Below are 21,086 nucleotides of genomic sequence, written 5' to 3'. Positions count from 1 at the left end.
AGGAGGAACGGGCGATGCCGACTGGAGTGGCCCTCCGGGATGTCCGGCAGCAGTTGTTCGACGCCGCCAAGCGCGTCCTGCTCCGGGACGGGGCGAACGGCCTGACCAGCCGGGCGGTCACGGCGGAGGCGGGCGTCGCCAAGGGTGTCCTGCACCGGCACTTCGAGGACTTCGACGCCTTCCTCGCCGAGCTCGTGCGGGACCGCATCGCCCGGCTCGAGGGCCAGGCCGACGCCCTTCGCGGCTCCGCCGGGACCGGCAACGTCGCCCGCAACCTGACCGGGGCGCTTATTGACCTGTTCGACTCGGTCGCCGTGGCGATCGTCGGTCTCGTGATCTTCCGGGACGAGTTGCGTGCCCGGCTGCGTCAGGCCCGGCCGGCCCCCGGTGTCCCGGTCTTGACGGATGCCGCAGCCATGATCGCCGCCTACCTGAACGAGGAGTGCGAGCTGGGCCGCATCGCGGCCGACGCCGATGTGGATGCACTGGCGCTTTCCCTGATCGGGGCCGGGCACATGCTGTTCGCCGGCCGGGAGGGGATCCCGCCGGAGCCTGAGGAGGTCGGCAAGGTCGTGAACGCCGTCATCGCCGATGTCGTGCAAAGACGACTGCTATGAGCTGATGTCCCGCGCAGAAGGGCTGTTGCTGTGAGCGTTGGGAGCCGCTCCGGGTTCGGTGCCGTGGCGGTGCCGCTCCGGTTACGCGCTGGTGATGGCGGCCGCTGGCATAACCGCGCGCAGTTCCCCTACTCGGATGATCTCCCGCGCCCAACAGACCTCCATCATTCCGATCGCCTTTGGAGGAGGAGTGTGCTCTTCCCGGGTGCCGTGATGGTGGTCGGTCCTCGCCACAGGTCAAGGTCGCTCGTCCTCGCTGCGCTGCGGGCGCTCGACCTTGCGGACACCGCCAGTTTGCCCGAAGACCTCAGCGCCGTCCCGGCGATCAACCGGTCGTTAGCAGCCCACAGGTCCTTCAGCAGCTTCTCGTCCGGTTCAGCCTCATCGTCGGTCACGCTCGCTCCGTGCTGAGTGATGATCTTCTCCAGACGGTCGAGCTGTCCGCGCTCTCGATCGTGGCGGATCGACGGGCTGAGCGGATCATCGACCATGGCTCGCAAATCGGTGGCGTGCTGGTGCACGATGGCCAGGTCCTGGTCGGTGCGTGCGAGGTTGCGGCAGCCCGGGCGACAGTCGTCCAGGTCCGGGGTGCGTCCGTCGTCGCCGGTGTCGGTGCCGCGCATCTGGCAGGGCTTGAGTGGGGTCGAAGACGCAGGTCATACCTTTCCTGGATAGATTTGCAGGGCGGGGTTGACCAGGACAGCCTTGGCTTGGCGGCCGCCGCGGATCACCCGGCCCGCGAACCGGGCCGGATCACCCGTTGAAAGCGCTAAGCCATAACAATTGATCGTTACGAGGCGCCGTCAGTCGGCTTCCAGAACGAAGAACAGGAAGCTCAGGAACCTCGTGCCGGTGATCTCGCGGAACTCCTCGGGGAACACATCGCGGGCTTCCGGCACAAACGGCGGTTCGCTGATGACGCTGATGCGAAAGCCCGCCGCGGTGAAGGCGCCGGTCATCGCGTGCAGCGGCCGGTCCCAGAAGCTCATCTGGGCGGTCTGCCCGCCCATGGTCCATTCTTCGGTCCGGTTACGGGTCTCGAAGTACTTGGGCTTTTCCCCGGCCATGTGCTGCGTGAGGGTGATGGCGAAAGGATGGTCGACCGAGACGAGGAGTCGGCCGCCAGGCCTCAGCACGCGTCGCAGCTCGGCCAGTGTCGGAGCCCAGTCTTGCAGGTAGTGCAGCACCAGGCATGCGATGACGTCGTCAAATGCGTCGTCGGGGAAGGGCAGTGGGCCGGCCAGGTCGGCGACCCGCAGATCCGCGTCGGCGCCCAGGCGCCGTCGGGCCAGCTCCAGCATCCCGGCACTCGCGTCGATGCCGGTCACGACGGCGCCTCGATCGCGCAGCGCGGAGAACAGGGGACCCGAGCCGCAGCCGGCGTCGAGGATACGCCTTCCGGTCACGTCCCCGGCGAGCTCCAGCATCGCGGGCCGCTCGTAGTACGCGTTCACGAGGCTGGTCTCGTTCTCGGCCGTGTACCCCTCGGCGATCCTGTCGTAGTCGTTGAATCGCGACGAAGATACGGCCTCAACATGCTTCTCGGGCGTAACAGACATGCAGGCCATTGTGGACCATTCGCGTGAACGCATATCGGGGTTTGTGGCGATACGGGGTGTGCGTACATGGATGAGCTGGATCGCTGTCGTGCCGTTCGCCGGGTGGGCGCTGCTGCGGCTGAGCGGGTTCGAGCCGGACTGGCCGTGGGTGCCGATGGTGGCGTACACCCCATACGTGGCGGCCGGGGCGGTTGCCGGTGGGGCGCTGGCGTGGGTGTTGAGACGGCGGGCGGCGGGGGTGGTGGGGATCGCGGCCGTGGTGGCGCTGGGTCTCGCCGTCGTGCCCCGGGCGTTCGCCGACGGCAATCCGGCTGCGGGCGGGCCGGTGTTGCGGGTGCTGGCGGCCAATCTGATGGTGGGCCAGGCGGACACGGCCCAGCTGATGACCCTGGTCGGCCAGGTGCGGCCGGACGTGCTGACGTTGCAGGAGCTCACGCCGGACGCGATGCGGCGGCTGGAGGAATCGGGCCTGCGCCAGGCGTTGCCGCACGCGGTCGCGCGGCCGTTGCCGGGGGTCGGCGGGTCCGCCGTGTACGCGCGCTATCCGCTGACGGCCGGAGAGACGATCAAGCTGGGTGCGTTCGGGCAGGCCAGGGCGTGGCTCGCGCATCCCGGCGGAGCCCGCGTGGAGATCGTCTCCGTACACCCGTGCGCGCCCAAGCGCACCGGCCGGCAACCGTGCTGGCAGGGCGGTCTCCACGCGCTGCCGCGCGGCGGCCGGGAGTTGCGGCTGCTGGCGGGGGACTTCAACGCCACGCTCGACCACCTGCCGATGCGTGAGCTGCTGGCATCCGGCTACCGGGACGCGGCCGACGTCATGGGACGGGGATTCACGGCGACCTGGCCGCAGGCGCTGGGCCGCACGTTGCGGCCGCCCGGCGTGACGATCGATCATGTGCTGGCGGACTCGCGGATGGCGGTGCGGGACTTCCGCGTGCTGGAGCTGCGGCACACCGATCACCGGCCGGTGTTCGCCGAGGTCAGGCTCCCGTGATGGGATCCCGGCCCTCCGGCCTGCTCTTACGCGGAGGTCTTGGGACTGGTGCGCCAGACCTGAGCCTTCCTGTCGGTGCAGGCCAACGACACATCCGTTGCATCTTCGGCCGAAGCCTCGGGCACTCCCAGGACGGGCGGCTACCTGGCCGACGTGACCCGGCAGGAGCCGACCCGCCGCGACTTCGCCCACACCATCGAGGCCCGCGTCGCCGAACTCGAGCGGGCCGACGCCCGCGTCCAGCCCGGCGGGCCGCGCACCCTGGACTGGACCGGCTGGGCCGAGCGCACCTCATCGGCGTCATCGCCGCTGGGGAGCCCGCCTCCGCGGCGAGCGCGGCGGCCACCAGGTGCGCGTCGCCCGGTGCGTGCACCCGGTGTGGAGCCGGCTGCCCGAACAGCACCAGAACAGGCATCGGCGTCAGGCGGCGTCGTGGTCCATGGTGATCAGGACGCAGCCCTGTTTGCGGCCGGAGTCGACGCGCCGGTGCGCGTCGGCGGCCTCCGCCAGCGGGTAGCGGCCGTCGATGACCGGCTTCATCTGCCCGGCCTCGGTGATCTGGGTCAGGAAGCGCAGGTCCTCGGCCTTGTCGGGGGTGGGGCGCAGGCCGGTGAAGGCGATGATCGCCCGCTTGTCGCCCAGCTTCCGCGTCCAGAACGACTGCAGGAGGATCCCCGGGGAGGGAACGGTGGACAGGTAGACGCCGCCGCTGTTCAACACGCGCTTGCTTCGTGAGAACGAGCTCTTGCCCGCGGCGTCGAAGACCACGTCGTAGGTACGGCCCGAGCGGGTGAAGTCCTCTTCTGCGTAGTCGATGACCTCGTCGGCGCCCAGCGATCTCACCAGCTCCCGCTTGGCCCCGCTGCACACCCCGGTGACCCGCGCCCCCAGGTGCCTGGCGAGTTGTACCGCGGCCGCGCCCACGCTGCCGGCGGCGCCGTTGATGAGGATCTCCTGACCCTCCCGCAGCCGGGCGTGGTCGCGGAGGAAGGGCAGGGCCGTCAGCACGCCGTCCAGGACGGCGGTGGCCTGAGCGTAGTCCAGGCCGGTCGGCATGACCGCCAGTGCCCCGTCCTCGGGCACGCGCACGTACTCGGCGTGGGCGCCTAACGCCGGGCCGGTGTCGCCGAAGACCCGGTCGCCCACCGCGAAGCGGGTGACGTCCTTGCCGACCGCCACGACCTCGCCGGCGAACTCGCCGCCCAGCGTCTCGGCCTTCGGCTTGACGGGGCCGGTGAACATCCGGGAGTAGAAGGGGTCGCCGGCGCGGAAGGTGGCGTCCGTAGCCGTCACCACCGCGGCGTGGATCTTCACCAGCACATCCTGGTCGCCGGGCGTGGGGGTCTGGACGTCCTCGACGGTCAGGACGTCGGGGGTGCCGTACTTGCGGTAGGTGACTGCTCTCATCGTGATCCCGCCTTCCATGTAAAGAATCTTTAACACGCTCTAACGTAAAGCGCAGCAGACACCATGTCAAGAATTCTTAACCTCGCTCATGCTTCCGGAGATCTTCATGAAGCGGGAGGCAGAGGGTCCCACGGCACTCGGAGGCGATGGGACCTCGGCTCAGGGAAGTTCTTCCAGCATGGTGATCAGGGCGGTTTCCTGGCGGTCGCCGGAAGCGCAGACGCCGGCCTTGGAGGCGGTGCAGTCGACGTCGACGTACGGGTTGATCGCGATTTGGGGGGCCCGGACCCGCAGTGGTGACTCAGCGCGATCGAGACTCGATCAGATCGTGGAGCTGCTGGGCCACGGGATCGTGCGGGCGAGCGGCGAAGGCTATGTGCAGCCAGCCGTCGGCGTCGATCTGGAGGAGATCGTCGCGGAGGGATGGGTCGGCGCCGCGCTCCAGGAGCAGGCGGATCACGTGGAGACGACCGCCCGGGATCGCCCAGTGCAGGCCGGTCCGCCCGAGGTAGGGCGCGACGTCGGGATGGACGCCGCGGTCGAGGAACCAGCGCACGACCTCGATCCGGCCGTGCTGGCAGGCATGGACGAACGCCTCTCCCACGATCTCCTCCGGATCATCGGCCGGCGGCAGCCGAGACGGAAAGCCCGCGCCGGTGTCGGCGAGGTCGGGGCGCGCCGACGCGGCGTCCGGCCGGAGGCTGCCGTCCGGGTCGAAACAGGCCCGCACCAGATCCAGCCGGCCGCAGGCGGCATACGTCCAGAGCGCCTGCGGGACGATTCCGCGCTCGGCGAGCAGGTCGACGACCTCCGTGTTGTCGTGGTAGATGGCGTTCTCCAGCGGGGTGATGCCCCGTTTCCGGGTGCCAGGGTCGGCGCCGGCGTCGAGCAGCAGGCGCACGTATTCGACCCGGTTGCAGCGGGCGGCCCAGGTGAGCGGGAGATCCAGGTCGGTGGCCTTGCCGAGCAGGACATCGACTGCGGCGCGCGGCACGCCGAGCTCCTTCTCGAGTCGGACGCCGGGGATCGTCTCGGGGCCGGCGAGCATGTGCAGCAGGGTATCGGCCTGCTCGGCGGTCAGACCGGCCAGCCGATCGATATCGCCGGCCAGCAGGGCTTCGGCCTCGCGGTACAGCAGCCGCCGCTCCTCCCGGCGTTCGTCGAGATCGCGCCGGGATTTCTCGGTGAACGACACGAGCTCCTGCCAGGTCGGGAAGCCGAGCTCCCGCGCGATGATCAGCAGCGCGTCGCGAAGCTCGGCGGTCGCGGCGGAGGTCGCGGTGGCGTGCCGGGGCACGTAGGCCCGCAACCGTCGCAGCGCGCCGGGATCGCCGCGGCGCAACTCGGCAAGGAGGGCGTCGGCCATCGAGGCGTAGATGCCCGGCCTGACTCCCATGAGGCGGGAGACCGGCCGTTCTGCGGTGGTGCTGCGGCTTTCGACGTGGGCGCGGAACTCGGCCCAGGTCCGGAATCCGTGTTCCTGAGCGAGGACGAACTGGGCGTCGCTGAGCAGGAACCGCTCGGCGGCTCGATCGCCCAGCAGGTCGGCAACCCGGGCTTCGGCTGCCGCATCGCCCGCCGCGTACGCGTGATGCAGGTGCTTGGCCTGCTTGCGGTAGTACTCCAGGTTCGGATGGACCGGCAGCTCGAAATGACGATCGGACATCGCGACCTCCTTCGTCGCCGAGGTCCGCTTGCCCGGCCGGAAAGAGGTTGGTCTTGTCCAATGCGTTGACGTGCTGCTCGAGGTGGGAAAATCCCTGCCCGCGGACTGGCAGCGCCCTCGCACGCTCCTTTCAGAGTAATGATCGGCTCAGCGTGAAGGCAACCGTCAGGAAGCGTCAGCCCGGTCAGGGGGGTCGTCTGGTATTGGGGCGACTTGGATCCTGAAGCCAGTCACGGCAGCCGCGGCGACGGAAGGATTGGAGGCAGGACTGCCTTTACCTCAGTGGGCGGCGATGGCAAAACGGCCCGATACAGCACCGTGGCGCCGTCAAGTGAGCGGAGCCGGTCGGCGTGCGTTGACTACGTCGACACTGTCAGCACCACGGACCGGTACTTCAGCAACGTCAACGCCGACGGCATCACCGACCTGGTGAACGGTGGCAGCGTGCTGTTCGGCCGGATCGGCACGGATGGGGTGCCGGCGTTCGGGTCCGCGTCGGACACGCGGGCGCCCATCGGGAACGGCGAGGTGGACGGCGAGGTGGACGGCGACGGCCTGCTGCCGGACCACGCGGCCGACATCGAGCGGCGCAAGCAGTCGTTCCCGCCGGTGGAGCGTGGAGGCGGCGCTCGGGCGCGTCAAGATCGTGCGGCGGGCGACCCGAGTTCGTGGCCGACAAGGCGGGCGCCCTCGTCCAGCGGTTCCGCAAGACCGGCTGCGACAGCTTCACCCCGGACACCGAGGTCGTGATGGCCGACGGCACCACCAAGCCGATCGCCGAGGTCGAGCTCGGCGACGAGGTCCTCGCCACCGGCCCCGAGACCGACCGGTCCGGGACCACGCCCCTCACCGGCCTCATCACCGGCGAGGGCGCCAAGAAGCTGGTGCGGACAGGCGTCGACACGGACGGGGACGCCGGCGATCGGACCGCCCCGATGGCGCGAACCACCCGGCCGCCAAGCTGATCACCATGCTGCGGGGCCGCAGCATGGTGATCGCGGGGCGGTGGGCGTGCACGCCTGCCGGTGAGGAGTGCGAGCGACCGCCGCCGAAGGCCGCGACAGATCATGACCGGCGCCCGGCGTTCCGGCCGGCCTGACTCTGCTGCCACTGCTCCATGACCTGCCGGAGGGTCACGCTCACGAGGAGCAGGAACTCGGCGGCGACGCCGAAGCGGGAGCCGGCCGGGGTCGCGGCTCCGAGGATCTCCGCCGCTCGCTGCGATGCGGCGGCCAGGGTGTCGTTCATTTCCAGAGCCGCGAGGGTGGACCGGACCCAGAGCTCGTCGTCGACGACATAGCATTCGCGGCGGCCGCCGGGGACTCGTTCCCGCTTGAGCAGTCCCTGCTGTTCGAGGAAGGCGACGGTCTGTGAGATCGACGCGGGGCTGACGCGAAGCCGCTGGACCAGGTCAGCGGCGGTGAGGGCACCGGAGTCGGCGACGTACAGGCAGGCCAGCATCCTGGCCGCCATCCGGGGCATGCCCTGCTGTTCGAGGAGTGTGGCGAAGGATTCCGTGAGGTTCTGGACCGCCTGGGGGTCACGCCCATGGCTGCTGTCGCCGACCGGCGGCGCGGGAGACTGAGCCTTCCTGTGCCGGCGTGCACGATGTTTCGTGGCCTCCTGCGCCTGCCGTGCCCCGTATTCGTCGGGTCCGCCGTTGCGGGTGACCTCCCGCATGATGGTCGAGGCGGGCCGCCCGAGACGCCGGCCGATCTCCGTGAATCCGAGCCCTTCGGCCAGCCCCGCAGCGATCTGCTGACGGTCCTCTTCGGTGAGTCTGTCTCCGGGCATCGGCGCTCGTCTCCCATCTGTCGGCGCGCGGGGCTCGGGGTCCGCATCCCCGCGGGACAGTATGCATTCACTCGGAGTTCATTGCAATAGAAGTCTTGATCGCTTATTGCATTCAGTGTCACAGTCATTGCAATATCGGCCCATAAGCCAGTCTGAACAGGCGCTATAAGCCTTCTTTGCATGTTGACCGATCCGTGAATGCAATGTATCGTCGCAGACGTTCAGCAATCTGTGAACGTCGCGAAGACTTCTGGAGGACCTGGAGCTTCCTCACAGAACGGTTCGAACAGCTCCATGAACGAGGCAGATGACCATGTCCGACACTAAATTTGGCGGTTTCCTGGCAAAGGCGATCGGCCCCAAGCGGCGGGGCGTCAGTACAAGGCGCGCAGGGAGCAGCTTCCCGAGAGCTACCGCACGGCGGTCGAAGCGATCGAGCGGCACATGATGCACTTCGTGCCGACCGACGCCGACAGCGACGCGTCGAGGTTCGAAGACCTCGCCGGCCTGTTCGAACAGGCAGCGGCGGACGGAACGCCGATCCGCGAGATCGTCGGGCAGGACCCGGTCAAGTTCGCCGAGGCGTTCGTCCAGAGCTACTCCGAGGGCGGCTACGTCCCCGCCCGTGCGCGCAAGCAGCTGACCGACGCCATCACGCGCGCCGCCGGCGAAGACACCCGAAAAGGCGACCTCGCGCCCTCGGGGCTGTGAACCGGGCCACGCCGAGCTCACCCCCGGCCCGCGTGCGGCGCCACGCCGGGACGGGTGCTTGCAGATCGAACACCATATGGAAGGGAATTCATGATGGGAAACGGCAACGGCGGCTTCTCCGAAGCAGGGCTGCGCAGACTGCGTGAGGTGCTGGCGGGACATGTCGAGTCCGGGAAGATCCCCGGGCTGGTGGCCCTGGTCAGCCGGGGCGAGCAGACACATGTCGAGGCGATCGGGACGATGCGTCATGACGGTGGCGCGCCGATGCGCCGCGACACCATCTTCCGGATGGCCTCGACGACCAAGCCGGTCGCGATGGCCGCGGCGATGGTCCTGCTGGATGAGTGCCGGCTGCGGCTGGACGAACCGGTGGACCGGTGGCTGCCCGAACTGGCCGACCGGCAGGTGCTCAAGCGGCCCGACGGCCCGCTGGAGGACACCGTGCCGGCCGTGCGACCGATCACCGTACGGGACCTGCTCACCTCCACCTTCGGGCTCGGCATCGACATGACGGCGAAGGGAACCCCGATCCTGGCCGCGCTCTTCGAGCGGGGGATCTACGGCCAGGAGGACGGATGGCTGCTGCCGGCACCGGAGCCGGATGAGTGGATGCGCCGCCTCGGCGAGCTGCCGCTGGCCTACCAGCCTGGAGAGCGGTGGCAGTACAACATCAGCAACGACGTGCTCGGCGTGCTCGTCGCCAGGGTCACCGGCCAGTCGTTGGAGACGTTCCTGCGCGAACGCATCTTCGATCCGCTGGGCATGATCGACACCGCCTTCCACGTGCCCGCCGACAAGATCCACCGGCTGCCGCCCCTGTACGCCCCCGATTGGCAGAGCGGCGAGTTCATCGTGGAAGACGAGGCCGAAGGGGGACACCACAGCAAGCCCCCGGCGTTCCAGTCCGGCGGCGGCGGACTGGACTCCACCGTCGACGACTATCACGCCTACTTCCGGATGCTGCTCAACGGCGGGACGCACGAGGGCCGGCGGATCCTGTCCCGGCCCGCCGTCGAGCTGATGACCGGCAACCGCCTCACGCCCGAGCAACAAGCCGCCCGAGAAGCCTGGGGCCGCAGCGTCGTCCATCTGGGTTACGGCCTGGGGCAGCACGGCGGCTGGGGCTTCGGGATGGCGGTGCGCACCTACCGTGGTGACTACGCGTCCATCGGCCAGTTCGGCTGGGACGGCGGAACCGGCACCACCACCTACGCCGACCCGGACAAGCAGCTTGTCGGCATCCTGCTCACCCAGACCGGGATGTCCACCCCCGATTCGTCGCGGGCCATCCACGACTTCTGGACCACCCTCTACCAGGCGATCGACGACTGACCCGCCTCCCTGGTCGAGGCCGGCCCGGCAGAAGACCTCGACCAGGCTCCGACCTTCGACACCACCACGTTCCGCGATCGCCTTCGTCGACGTGACCGGGTGTCACCGTAAGCGGTTCCCCGGGGCGTCGCGCGCCACGGTGGCCGGGATTCCGCCGAGGCCGATCGGTCACCGGCGGCCCTCCGGGAGGGTGATGAGCCCGCCTTCGTAGGCGGCGACGACGAGCTGGGCTCGGTCGCGGGCGCGCAATTTGGCCAGGAGGCGGCTGATGTGGGTCTTGACCGTGCCGACAGTGAGGTGAAGGTGCTCGGCGATCTCGGAGTTGGACATTCCCTTACCGACGAGGGTGAGCACCTCACGCTCGCGTTGGGTGATGTCGCTGAGATCTCTCAGGACCGGGGCGGGGTGCGGACCGCGCAGGAACTCGGCGATGAGCCGACGGGTCACGGTGGGCGCGAGCAGCGCCTCGCCGGAGGCGATGACCCGGATGGCGGCCAGGAGCTCGGTCGCTGTGGCGCTCTTGACGAGGAAGCCGCTGGCACCGGCTCTGAGCGACGCGTACACGTACTCGTCCTGGTCGAACGTGGTGAGGATCAGCACGCGGATGCCGGCGCTGTCGGGGTCGGCGCAGATGCGTCTGGTCGCCTCGATACCGTCCATGTCCGGCATCCGCACGTCCATGAGGACGACGTCCGGTCGCTGCCGACGCGCCAGGAGTACGGCTTCGGCGCCGGTGCCCGCCTCTCCGACGGTGGCCAGTCCTGGCGTGGCGTCGATGAGGACTTTGAGGCTGTCACGTATCAGGACCTGGTCCTCGGCGAGCAGGACCCGGATGGGCGGGGGCGGATCGTGCGGGCCGGCGTCGGTGGTCATGTGCTGGTGCCGTTCGGGTCGTAGGGCAGTCGAGCCGCCACGCGAAAGCCTCCCTCGGGCCGGAATTCCGCGCTGAACATGCCTCCGTACAGTTTGACCCGTTCGCGCATGCCGATCAGGCCGTGTCCGCCGGGGACCGTTCGCGAGGGGCGGCCGTGACGGGGGCCGTCGTCGACGACCTCGATGACGGCCGCCTGCCCATCGACGTCCACGGTGACCGAGCAGCGGGTGGGCCCCGCGTGAGTGATGACGTTGGTCAGGGCCTGTTGCACGATCCGATACACCGATGCCGCGACCGTGGGTGACAGCTCCGCCTCCGCGCGGACGGTCAGGTCCACCTCGACCCCGGCCGAGCGGGCGTGGGCGGCCAGCTCGGGCAGGTTCGCCATGCCGGGAACAGGCACATGGGTCTCCTGCAGATCGCCGTCGGACCGCAGGAGGCCGAGCACTCGGTGGATCTCGGCGAGCGTGCCGCGGCTGGTCTGCTCGATGACGGCCAGCGCGGCGCGCACCTCCTGCGGACGCGCGTCGGCGACATGGTTGGCCACGGTGGCCTTGACGGCGATCAGGCTCATGCTGTGGCCGATCACGTCATGCAGCTCCCGGGCGATGCGCCTGCGTTCGTCGGCCACCGCGGCCTCGGCGAGGTGCCGGACGAGGCGGGCGGTCGTGTCCCGCTTCCAGCGGACGACCGTTCCCACGACCCACCCGGCGGCCAGGAGGACGCAGGTCGCACCGATCTCCACCGGCCAGTACGGCGGCATCTCGGTGGGCGACGCCGCGGGTGCGAGTCCGGGGAACACCTGGTCGTAGAAGATCAGAATCGCTGCGACCGCTCCCAGCGCGCAGGCCGCCAGGCCCGTCACCGACCAGACAAGCGAGGCGGTGGCGGCCACCAGGTACAGCACCAGCACGGTCGGCGCGAAAGTCAGCCAGATCACGCCCGCCGCGACGGCGCCGGTCACAGTCGCCGCGACGCCCGCTGCGCACGCGAGAGCGAGCATGGTCCGCGGCCGAAGCCGCCGAACCGCAGCAGGAAAGCTCACGACCGCCGCTACCGGCCACGCGGACCAAGCGGGCCACGGCGACGACGGCCCGGGCGGGTCGACAATGGCGTATCCGACGGTCAGCGCCACGATGACGGCCACCGCCGCGTCGACAGCGCCCTTTCCACCGATCCGCCGAGCCCACTCCATGACGGGAAGTTATCGCCTCACCAGATCACTCGGCATCTGCCCACGGTCGGACATGCGCCTCCGTCTGAGGTTGTATCCCTTGCTCGTGCCTGCCGGCCAAGATGCGACCTGAGCCGGACGCGCGCCCGCCGCCTCGCCCCGCACCATGCTGGAGCGCCCCCGGCACACCACGCCGGAGCGCCCCGAAGCGAACAAGGCGGGCGGTAATCCATGAATATTGATCTTCAACGACAATTGACACGATGGCGGCAGACCGCCGCCGACCGGCGGGCCGCCAACGCCGCTGCCGGTCTGGACCGCCGGCCCCCGTTCCCCGGCCGATGGGTGAGCGCCATCTCGTTCATCGGCGGCCCTGCCCTGATCATGACCGGAACTCTCCTGCGCTCCCCGTTCTACTACTTCGTCCCTTATCAGCTCGTCGCCTACACCCAGCATCCCGCCCTCATCACCGCGGCCTACGTGTGCTTCGCCGGCGGGTTCGTGCTGCTGTGGCCGGCGGTCATGACGCTGGCGCAGAGGATCGCCGCCACCAACCCGCTGTGGGGACTGTGGGGCGGTTGCCTGGTGATCGTCGGCCTGTTCACCCGTACCTTCCAGTTCGGCACAGATCACCTGGCCTTCCACCTGACCGACAACCTTGGCCTGCACACCATGCTCGGCGGCATCGACGGCTACTACCTGGCGTGGCGGGATACGGTCTGGCATCCGTTCAGGGCCATGTCCGGACCGGCCTTCTTCGGCTGGATCGTGCTGGCCATCGGCGCCTACCGCTCCGGCGCGTTGGGGCTGGGCCGCTCGATCGCGCTCGGCCTGATGTCGGCGCTCGCGCTCGGGACGCTCAAAGGCACCGAACCGCAGTCCTTCATCGCCGTGGGCGGCCTCTGCGTCGCCTTCATCCCCCTGGGCATCTCCCTGCTGCGCGGCGGTCCCCCACCGACCAGACGCGCCCTGTTCTGGATCGTCGTCCTCGTCCTCGTGCACATCCTCATGACGGCCTACGGCCCAAGGGGATGAGGACCTCGGACCATCGGCGAGAGCCCCCGCGGGCGGCTCCGGCCGGTGCGAGCCATGATCGACTCCCCCTACCGGCGGCGCACCGCCCGACCAGGCACTCCCGCCGGCCTGATGGGCGGGAGCGGCGTACCGGCGCGACAGGACGAACCTTGCCTGGGACGCGTTGCCGAACGGGGCGGCCGGCGATCATCGAACTCGGAGCACTAACACGTGTAATTCAGGTCCTTGCGCACGTTAACATCGGTGGGACCTCACCGCAACAGCAGCAGACGTCGACGATTGGCCAGGGGGCACGGGGTGTCGGACAAGAAGAAGACCACGCGCCGCGTCACCAGCGTGGACGTGGCGCGCGAGGCCGGTCTGTCGCGCGCCACCGTCAGCTTCGTCCTGAACAACACGCCCAACCAGTCGATCCCGCAGGCCACCCGCGAGCGGGTGCTTGAGGTCGCGGCCCGGCTGGGCTACACACCGTACGCCCCCGCCCGCACTCTGCGCAGTGGCCGCAGCGACGTCGCGGTGTTCGTGCTGCCCGACTGGCCGCAGGGCCACACCATGGCCGACCTGATCGACCGGGCCGCACAGGTGCTGGGAGAGGCCGGCCTCACCCTGGTCACCCACGTTCACGCGGGCGAGGACGACGGGCTGGCACGGCTGTGGAGCGCGCTCACCCCGGCGGCCGTGTTCGGCATGCGACCGTTCACACCTCAGGAACTGGAGAGCATGCGCAGAGCGGGCATCTCCGCCGTCCTGCCGCCATCGCAGCCCTCCGGTCACGACCTGAGCACCAGCTTCTGGATCAAGGGGATCGGCCGATTGCAGGCCGAGTATCTGATAGGCAAGGGCCATACCCGGCTGGCCTGCGCCCTGCCCGACGATCCGAGACTGGCCGCGCTCGGCCGTGGGCGCGCCGAAGGCGCCGCGCAGGCCTGCGCGGATGCCGGGCTGCCGGCTCCGATCATGTCCACCCTACCGATGGAGACCGCGGCCGCGGCCGACGTGGTCGCGAGTTGGCGGGACGCAGCGACGGCGGTGTGCGCCTACAACGATGACGTGGCTTTGGCCCTGCTGGCCGGGATGCGGGCGCTGGGCCTGGCGGCGCCGGGCGATCTGGCCGTGATCGGCGCCGATGACATTCCCGCGGCCCGTTTCGCCGTACCGGCGCTGACCACGGTCGCCCAGGAGAGCGGCGAGATGGGCGCCCGCATCGCCCGCGCTCTCCTCGCGGCGCTGGAGGGCGGGTCCCCCGAACTGGACTTCCTCCCGGACATCGTCCATGTGGTCGAACGAGAGTCGGCCTGAACCGAGCAGATCGCGACCGTGCTCGGCGGTCTGATCGTCCTGCCCATCAAGGCCGTTCGCTGAAGGACCCCATGGTGACGCAGGAGAGGGCCGGCTCAGGTCCCGTCCAGGTGAGAGGCGTGCGCGTACTCGCCGGAGACCTGCGGGCCGCGTACGCACAGCTCGCGGCCCTGTCCCCGAGGGGACAGAGCCGCCGTCGGCGTCGCGTACGGCGGGCAGCGGCGGGCGACGCGCGGGGCGGTGGAGGTGACGACGTCGGCTCGTGGCCTGGGAGCCCGGCATCGCGGGGCCGGTCTTCTGCGGCGACGCCCTCGCCGACCCGCGTCGTCGACGGGCGAGTGCGCCACATCGTTCAGATCACATGTGCGCGCCGCCGTCGACGCGGATCTCGGTGCCGGTGATGAACGCGCCGTCGTCGGAGACCAGCATGGCGACCACCCCGGCGACGTTTTCAGGGCCGGGCAGTCCGTCGCCGATGGCGGCGGTCAGTTTGAGGAAGAGGTTCCAGTCGGTGTCCTCGGGCACGAGCGAGCCGATGTTGTCGGTGATCCCGCTGCTGATCCCGCCCGGCACGACGTTGACCGCGCGCAACCCCTGCTTGGCGTACTCCAGGGCGAGGCTGTGGGTGAAGGAGGCGATGCCGCCCTTGCTGGCCGAGTAGGCGGCCATGAACGGGTGGGCGAAGAAGGCGGCGGTGGAGCTGAAGTTGACCACCACGCCGCGGCCGGATTCGAGCAGGGTGGGCAGCGCGGCCCTGGTCATGAGGAAGGTGCCGGTCAGGTTGACGGCGATGATCCGGTTCCACAGCTCCAGCGAGCAGTCGTGGGTGTGCGCGCCACGCAGGACGGCCGCGGCGTTGACCAGGGCGTCCAGCCCTCCCAGCTCGGCGGTCGCGGCCGGGACCACCTCGCCGACCGAGCCCTCGTCGGCGATGTCCAGAAGGCGCGTGGTGAGCCGGTCCGCGGTGCCTTGCCGGCTGGCCAGCGCGCGGGTCTCCTTGAGACCGTCCTCGGCGAGGTCGGCCGCCACCACGCGGGCGCCTTCGGACAGCAGTCGCAGCGCGGTGGCCTGGCCGATGCCGGAGGCGGCGCCGGTGATCAGCACGCGGCGGTCGGTGAGTCGCATCATGGGTGATTGTTCCCGTCTCAGTCGATGGTGCAGGTCAAGGTGAGGTCGGCGGAGGAGCGGCCGATGCGCAGCACGTGCGGGCCGTCGGCGCCGGCCCAGCGGGACAGCGTCCGAGGTGCGATGCCGATGCGGGCGGTGACGCTCTGGCCGGGTGTCGCCTCGACGGCGGCGAATCCGGCCAGGCGGGGCTCGCCGCCCTCGTCCAGGTACGCCTGGACGACCTCGCGCCCCGGCCGGTCGCCGGCGTTGCGTACGGTCACCTCGACGGCGCCGTCCACGACGGCGGCTCGCAGATATTCCCAGGTGGTGTACGACAGGCCGTGACCGAAGGGGTAGAGCACACCGGCGGAACGGTAGGCCCGGTAGCCGATGCGGTCGCCTTCGGCATAGTCCAGGACCCCGTCGACCGGCCGGGTGGACAGAATCGGCACGTCGGACTCGGTGGCGGGGAAGGTGGTGGGCAGACGGCCCCCAGGTTCGGCGCCGAACAGGACGTCGGCCACGGCGTCGCCGCCCTCCTGGCCGGGGAACCACGACCACAGCAGCGCGCCGGGCTCCTGCGCCCAGGGCATCAGCCACGGCGCCCCGGCGTTGACCACGACCACGGTGCGCGGGTTGGCCGCGCACACCTGACGTACCAGCTCGTCCTGGCGGCCGGGCAACGCCAGCCCTGCCCGGTCGAGACTCTCGGTCTCGGTGTCGGCGTCGCTGCCGACCAGCAGGATCGCCACGTCGGCGGCACGTGCGGCATCGACGGCGGCGGCCAGTTCCTCCTCGTCGGTGCCGCGTGGCGGGGCGTAGCCGAGCCCTGCCAGGGTGATCGGGTAGGGGAGGTTGCGCTGCGGGGTGATCAGCACCTCGATGTCCACCTGACCGGCGTCGGCGGTGAAGGCGAAGGTGTGCGAGGGCGGGCTGAGCAGCAGGGCGCCGATGTCGTCGCCGTCCTGGAGCTGTTCGTGGACCTGGTCGTCCCGGCCGGGGACGCGCAGGGTGTGCTGTCCGGTGCCCAGGACCGACAGCCGGTGGAGGCCGGGCTCGGCCAGGGTGAGGCGGGCGCGTACCGCCAGCTCTGTCACCTCGTCGGCCAGGATGATCGGGAACCACCAGGAGGCCGGGTCGCGGTGCTCGGCCGTCACCACGCCGCCGTCGGCCGCACGGTACTCCAGCCGAACGCCCGGCCGGCCCGTCTCGGGGTCCGCGGCCAGGTGGGCGGGCAGGGGCAGCAGCTTGGCGTGCGGGAAGACGCCGGCGTGGACGGTGATCTCGGCGTCTCCGCCGAGCACCCGGCGCAGCCCTTCGAGCGGCGTGACCACGTGCTCGGGGGTGACGTGCGCGCTGCCGCCTCCCTGCGCGGCGAAGCGAACCGCGTTCGGCCCGATCAGCGCGACCCGGCGCAGCTCGGTGGCCCGCAGGGGCAGCAGGCCGTCGTTGCGCAGCAGCACCGAGCCGCGGATCGCCAGCTCGCGCAGCCGGTCGCGGACGTCGTCCGGTACGGCGGGGGCCGGGACCGCGGCGACGCCGTCGAGCGCGCCGGTACGTGCGGCGAGCCGCAGGATCCGCAGCACCTTGTCGTCCACGGCCGCCATCGGCACGCGCCCGTCCTCCACGGCCGCGACGAGTGCGTCTCCCCACGGCCCGTCCGGACCGGGCATGGCCAGGTCGAGCCCGGCCAGCGCGGTCGCCTCGGTGGAGCGGGCGGCGGTCCAGTCGGAGACCACGACGCCGTCGAAGCCCCACTCGTCCTTCAGCACGTCGGTGAGCAGGCGGCGGTTCTCCGTCATGGTCTGGCCGTTGACGCTGTTGTAGGCGGCCATCACCGCCCACACGCCGGCCTCGCGTACCGCCGCCTCGAACGGCGCCAGATACACCTCGCGCAAGGTGGCCTCGTCGATGCGGGCGTCGTACGTCATCCGCTCGGTCTCGGAGTCGTTGCCCACGAAGTGCTTGACGGTCGCCGCGACCCCCGCCGACTGCACGCCCTGGATGAAGGCGACGGCCATGCGGGCGGTGAGCAGCGGGTCCTCGGAGTAGCACTCGAAGTGGCGGCCGCCCAGCGGCGAGCGGTGCAGGTTGACCGTCGGCGCGAGCAGTACGTGGACGCCCATCTCCCGCGCTCGGGCGCCCATCAGCCGGCCGGTCTCGCGTGCGGCGTCCTCGTCCCACGCCGCGGCCAGCGAGGTCGGGCTCGGGAAGAGCAGCGAGGCGGGGTTGTCGCTGCCGAAGGAGGTGCCGCGCGGCCCGACGGGACCGTCCGACAGGGCCAGTGCGGCCAGCCCGGCCGACGCCACCGGCGTCAGCGTCCAGGCGTCCGCCCCGGTCAGCAGGGCGACCTTCTCCTTCAACGTCATGGCGGCGAGGCGGCGTGACAGATCCGCCTCATCGAATGAGAGCACAGGCAGTCCTTTCTGGAAGGGGATCACAGCGAGACCGGCCCGCCTGACAGTGCCGCGCGGTCCACGACTCCGCCTTCGGCGACCCGCTGGAGGAAGGCGGCGGTACGGTCGACGGCCTCGGTCGCCTCGGGCAGGAAACCGGCGGCCACCTGCCAGGTGTGGTGCATGTGCGGCCAGACCTCCGGTCCGGCGTGCACTCCGGCCTTCGCCGCCCGGGCGGCGAGACCCGGAACGGGCCGGTAGGCGTCGTCGTAGAGGCGGCTCCGGCGGCGCTCCTCGGCGAGGTCAGTCGGCCCGCGGCTGTCCCGTGCCTGCCGGAACATGGTTGTCAGCAGGTCGTACGTCTTGCTCGGCATCACGCGCCCTCGTCGAGACGAGACAAGCCCGCCTCGATCTCGGCGGGTAGATGATCGGCGTCGGGAATGAGGGCGATGGCCTCGCGGACGGTCATGTTCTGCGCGGCGGCGCCCAGGCCGGACTCCACGTGCTCGGCGATCTCGGGCAGGTGGCGGACGATGGCGTCGGTGACGATCCGCATCGCGCCGGGCCGGTCGGCCACCTGCGCCAGGGTGCTGTCCAGGGTGAGCGGTGCGGACGCGGGCCTGGTGCCGGCATGGGGCAGTGTCCAGCGGTGGGTGCCCGAACCGACCGTCACCTGGTCGCCGCCGGGGAGCGTGACGCGGGCGGTGGTGTTCGGCGGGACCACGGCCTCCACGGTGATCTCGTCGTCGTCGATGCTCCAGGCGGAGGCGGCCGGACCGTAGGGGGTGCGCAGACGGGCGCTCGCCCGGGAGAGGCTTCCACCGGGCCGGGGATGGATGGCGAGTTCGCGGTAACCGGGGGCGGCCGGGGCGAGCCCGGCGACGGTGCGGTGCAGCCAGTCGGCGACGGCGCCGAGGGCGTAGTGGTTGAAGGAGGTCATGCCGCTGGGGTTGACGGTGCCGTCGGGCAGCAGGCTGTCCCAGCGTTCCCAGATCGTGGTCGCCCCTTGGGTGACCGGGTACAGCCAGGAGGGGCACTCGCGCTGCAGCAGAAGCCGGTAGGCGGCCTCGAGTTCTCCGGCCTCGGCCAGGGCGTCGCAGATCAGCGGGGTGCCGACGAATCCGGTGGCGATCTTGTAGCCGCCGGCGCGGGCCAGCTCGACCAGGCGGGAGGCGGCGCGGCGGCGCTGTCGTTCATCCGGCAGCAAGGCGAACTCCAGGGCCAGGGCGTAGGCGGTGGGCGAGTCGCTGAGCAGCCTCCCGGAGGCGGTGGTGTACTCGTCGGCGAACGCCTGGCGCGCCTCGTCGGCCCGCGTCCGGTAGGGGCCGGCGTCCTCGCCGAGGACGGCGGCCGCTCGGGCGAGCAGGTCGGCCGAGCGGGCGAAGTAGGCCGTGGCCACGATCTCGGGGTACGTCTTGGCCTGCTCGGGACGGCCGGCGGGAGCGGTGGGGTCCAGCCAGTCGCCGAACTGGAAGCCGCTGTCCCACAGGCGACCGGGTCCGGCCAGGGCGGTCACGTGGTCGACCCAGGCTCGCATGCCGGCGAACTGCCGGCGCAGGATGCCGGTGTCGCCGTAGCGGCGGTAGAGCACCCAGGGCACGATGACGGCGGCGTCGCCCCAGGCAGCGGCCGCGTTGGAGGCGGACGTGACATCGGGGACGACGTACGGCACCAGGCCGTCCTTGCCCTGCTCGGCGGCCAGGTCGGCGAGCCAGGAGGTGAGGAATCCCGCGCTGTCGAACAGGAACGACGCGGTAGGCGCGAACACCTGCAGGTCGCCGGTCCAGCCCAGGCGCTCGTCGCGCTGCGGGCAGTCGGTGGGGACGTCGAGGAAGTTGCCGCGCATGCTCCACACGACGTTCTCGTGCAACCGGTTGACCAGGGGGTCGGAGCAGTCGAACCAGCCGGTGCGCTCCAGGTCGGAGTGGCACACCACGGCGGCCACGTCCTGGACCGGGCCGGATATTTCGGCATAGCGGAAGCCGTGGAAGGTGAAGCGAGGTTCCCACGTCTCCTCGTCGCCGCCGCGCAGCGTGTACACGTCGGTGGCCTTGGCGGTCCGCAGCGGCGTCACGCACAACTCGCCGTCCTGCAGAACCTCGGCGTGGCGCAGCACCACCTGCTCGCCCGCCTCTCCCCGTGCGGTGATCCGGAGGCGGCCGACCAGGTTCTGCCCGAAGTCGTAGATCGTGGCACCGCTCGGGCTGGTACGCCGCTCCACGGGGGTGAGGATCTCCGTTCGGCGCACCGACGGGCCGTCCGGGGCCACCAGCGTGGACAGGTCGCGGTCCACGATCTCCACCGAGGTCCAGCCGGAGGTGTCGAAGCCCGCCGACGACCAGCCGGAACGCTCCAGCCGGGCGTCGTGGACCTCACCGTCGTACAGGTCTGAGGAGATCAACGGCCCGGGCGCGGCCCGCCACGACGCGTTGGTGACGAACCGCTCCGTCGTGCCGTCGGCATAGGAGATCTCCAGCTGGGCCAGCCAGGCGAGCTGGTCGCCGTAGAGCGCGCGCTTGCCCTCGAAGCCCAGCCGTCCCCGGTACCAGCCGTCGGCGAGCGTCGCGCCCAGGCAGTTGACACCTTCGCGCAGCAGATCGGTGACGTCGTAGGTCTGGTAGCGCAGGCGGTGCCGGTAGGCGGTCCAGCCGGGGGCGAGCACGTGGTCGCCGACGACCTGACCGTTCAGTTCGGCCTCGTAGAGGCCCAGCGCGGTCGTGTACAGGCGGGCCGCACGCACCCCTGACCGCGCCTGGAACTCACCGCGCAGCAGCGAGCCCTCCCCCGGGCTGACGAACCTGGCCGACCAGTCCCCCGGCTCCAGCAGCCCCGCCTCGACAGACGACTCCTGGCTCCACGGCGACCAGCCGTCGGGTCCCTGAACCCGTACCCGGACCGCCACGCGCTCCCGCGAGGCGAGTGGCGCGAACGGCCAGGGCACCAGCACCGACTCGGCGGACTCCACCCGCACCCGTTCGCCGCACGCCTCGATCTCGTAGGCGCTCTGCCGCCAGCCGGGCGTGTCCGTCTCGACGATCCAGGACACGCGCGGCCTCGCGGCGCCGATGCCCAGCGGCTCACGCAGGTGCTCGAATCGGAGGGTGATCATGCCAGGACGCCT

General features: G+C 70.6%; 19 protein-coding genes. 7 read left to right on the top strand and 12 right to left on the bottom strand.

What is annotated here, in order from left to right; genetic code table 11:
- Positions 1–14 precede the first annotated feature (14 nt).
- The gene (locus tag ACIBQ1_RS20515) at positions 15–617 is read left to right on the top strand and encodes a TetR/AcrR family transcriptional regulator (protein ID WP_397279518.1); all 603 of its coding nucleotides are present in this window, start codon (positions 15–17) and stop codon (positions 615–617) included.
- A 164-nt stretch (positions 618–781) separates the two neighbouring features.
- Here ACIBQ1_RS20515 and ACIBQ1_RS20510 read toward each other — a convergent pair whose 3' ends face one another.
- The gene (locus ACIBQ1_RS20510; protein ID WP_397279517.1) at positions 782–1,240 is read right to left on the bottom strand and encodes a hypothetical protein; all 459 of its coding nucleotides are present in this window, start codon (positions 1,238–1,240) and stop codon (positions 782–784) included.
- A 180-nt stretch (positions 1,241–1,420) separates the two neighbouring features.
- Positions 1,421–2,185: a class I SAM-dependent methyltransferase gene (locus ACIBQ1_RS20505; protein WP_397279766.1), complete on the bottom strand. Its 765-nt coding sequence runs from the start codon at positions 2,183–2,185 to the stop codon at positions 1,421–1,423.
- A 61-nt stretch (positions 2,186–2,246) separates the two neighbouring features.
- Here ACIBQ1_RS20505 and ACIBQ1_RS20500 point away from each other — a divergent pair, with 61 nt between their 5' ends.
- A complete protein-coding gene (locus ACIBQ1_RS20500; RefSeq protein ID WP_397279515.1) occupies positions 2,247–3,170 on the top strand; it encodes an endonuclease/exonuclease/phosphatase family protein in 924 nt (307 codons plus the stop codon).
- A 420-nt stretch (positions 3,171–3,590) separates the two neighbouring features.
- Here the strand turns inward: ACIBQ1_RS20500 and ACIBQ1_RS20495 are convergent, their stop codons facing one another.
- The 3 genes from ACIBQ1_RS20495 to ACIBQ1_RS20485 form a co-directional block, all read right to left on the bottom strand.
- Complete coding sequence (locus ACIBQ1_RS20495) at positions 3,591–4,577, bottom strand: NAD(P)-dependent alcohol dehydrogenase (RefSeq protein WP_397279513.1); 987 nt, start codon at positions 4,575–4,577, stop codon at positions 3,591–3,593.
- 301 nt (positions 4,578–4,878) lie between these two features.
- Positions 4,879–6,243 carry an ankyrin repeat domain-containing protein gene (locus ACIBQ1_RS20490; RefSeq protein WP_397279511.1) on the bottom strand — a complete coding sequence of 455 codons (1,365 nt, stop codon included), beginning with the start codon at positions 6,241–6,243 and terminating at the stop codon, positions 4,879–4,881.
- Between the two features lie 359 nt (positions 6,244–6,602).
- Entirely contained in the window at positions 6,603–6,836 is a 234-nt protein-coding gene (locus ACIBQ1_RS20485) for a hypothetical protein (protein ID WP_397279510.1), read from the bottom strand.
- A gap of 75 nt (positions 6,837–6,911) precedes the next feature.
- On the opposite strand from ACIBQ1_RS20485, the gene ACIBQ1_RS20480 reads away from it, so the two are divergent.
- Entirely contained in the window at positions 6,912–7,208 is a 297-nt protein-coding gene (locus tag ACIBQ1_RS20480; RefSeq protein ID WP_397279508.1) for a hypothetical protein, read from the top strand.
- 100 nt (positions 7,209–7,308) lie between these two features.
- On the opposite strand, the gene ACIBQ1_RS20475 is transcribed toward ACIBQ1_RS20480, so the two are convergent.
- The gene (locus tag ACIBQ1_RS20475; RefSeq protein WP_397279506.1) at positions 7,309–8,037 is read right to left on the bottom strand and encodes a helix-turn-helix domain-containing protein; all 729 of its coding nucleotides are present in this window, start codon (positions 8,035–8,037) and stop codon (positions 7,309–7,311) included.
- 327 nt (positions 8,038–8,364) lie between these two features.
- Between ACIBQ1_RS20475 and ACIBQ1_RS20470 the strand changes: the two genes are divergently transcribed.
- On the top strand, positions 8,365–8,748 hold the full coding sequence (locus tag ACIBQ1_RS20470) for a DUF1048 domain-containing protein (RefSeq protein WP_397279764.1): 384 nt from the start codon (positions 8,365–8,367) through the stop codon (positions 8,746–8,748).
- A gap of 90 nt (positions 8,749–8,838) precedes the next feature.
- Entirely contained in the window at positions 8,839–10,080 is a 1,242-nt protein-coding gene (locus ACIBQ1_RS20465) for a serine hydrolase domain-containing protein (protein ID WP_397279504.1), read from the top strand.
- Between the two features lie 168 nt (positions 10,081–10,248).
- On the opposite strand, the gene ACIBQ1_RS20460 is transcribed toward ACIBQ1_RS20465, so the two are convergent.
- Together ACIBQ1_RS20460 and ACIBQ1_RS20455 are read right to left on the bottom strand one after the other, a co-directional pair.
- Positions 10,249–10,953 carry a response regulator gene (locus ACIBQ1_RS20460; protein WP_397279502.1) on the bottom strand — a complete coding sequence of 235 codons (705 nt, stop codon included), beginning with the start codon at positions 10,951–10,953 and terminating at the stop codon, positions 10,249–10,251.
- On the bottom strand, positions 10,950–11,957 hold the full coding sequence (locus tag ACIBQ1_RS20455; RefSeq protein ID WP_397279500.1) for a sensor histidine kinase: 1,008 nt from the start codon (positions 11,955–11,957) through the stop codon (positions 10,950–10,952). Before ACIBQ1_RS20455 ends, ACIBQ1_RS20460 begins: the two co-directional genes overlap by 4 nt.
- 402 nt (positions 11,958–12,359) lie before the next feature.
- On the opposite strand from ACIBQ1_RS20455, the gene ACIBQ1_RS20450 reads away from it, so the two are divergent.
- Together ACIBQ1_RS20450 and ACIBQ1_RS20445 are read left to right on the top strand one after the other, a co-directional pair.
- Entirely contained in the window at positions 12,360–13,163 is an 804-nt protein-coding gene (locus ACIBQ1_RS20450) for a hypothetical protein (RefSeq protein WP_397279498.1), read from the top strand.
- Between the two features lie 297 nt (positions 13,164–13,460).
- Complete coding sequence (locus ACIBQ1_RS20445; protein ID WP_397279496.1) at positions 13,461–14,462, top strand: LacI family DNA-binding transcriptional regulator; 1,002 nt, start codon at positions 13,461–13,463, stop codon at positions 14,460–14,462.
- Between the two features lie 357 nt (positions 14,463–14,819).
- Here ACIBQ1_RS20445 and ACIBQ1_RS20440 read toward each other — a convergent pair whose 3' ends face one another.
- The 4 genes from ACIBQ1_RS20440 to ACIBQ1_RS20425 are packed head-to-tail and all read right to left on the bottom strand — an operon-like array spanning position 14,820 to position 21,074.
- The gene (locus ACIBQ1_RS20440; RefSeq protein WP_397279494.1) at positions 14,820–15,590 is read right to left on the bottom strand and encodes an SDR family NAD(P)-dependent oxidoreductase; all 771 of its coding nucleotides are present in this window, start codon (positions 15,588–15,590) and stop codon (positions 14,820–14,822) included.
- 17 nt (positions 15,591–15,607) lie between these two features.
- Positions 15,608–17,983: a glycoside hydrolase family 3 C-terminal domain-containing protein gene (locus tag ACIBQ1_RS20435; RefSeq protein ID WP_397279492.1), complete on the bottom strand. Its 2,376-nt coding sequence runs from the start codon at positions 17,981–17,983 to the stop codon at positions 15,608–15,610.
- Positions 17,984–18,006: 23 nt separating this feature from the next.
- Complete coding sequence (locus tag ACIBQ1_RS20430; protein ID WP_397279490.1) at positions 18,007–18,339, bottom strand: hypothetical protein; 333 nt, start codon at positions 18,337–18,339, stop codon at positions 18,007–18,009.
- Positions 18,339–21,074: a family 78 glycoside hydrolase catalytic domain gene (locus ACIBQ1_RS20425; protein ID WP_397279489.1), complete on the bottom strand. Its 2,736-nt coding sequence runs from the start codon at positions 21,072–21,074 to the stop codon at positions 18,339–18,341. The genes ACIBQ1_RS20430 and ACIBQ1_RS20425 overlap by 1 nt, the downstream gene beginning before the upstream one ends.
- Between the last annotated feature and the right edge of the window lie 12 nt (positions 21,075–21,086).

It is taken from the genome of Nonomuraea sp. NPDC050153 (assembly GCF_044460125.1).
Taxonomy (GTDB): domain Bacteria; phylum Actinomycetota; class Actinomycetes; order Streptosporangiales; family Streptosporangiaceae; genus Nonomuraea.
This window is presented reverse-complemented; position numbering and strand designations above follow the sequence as displayed.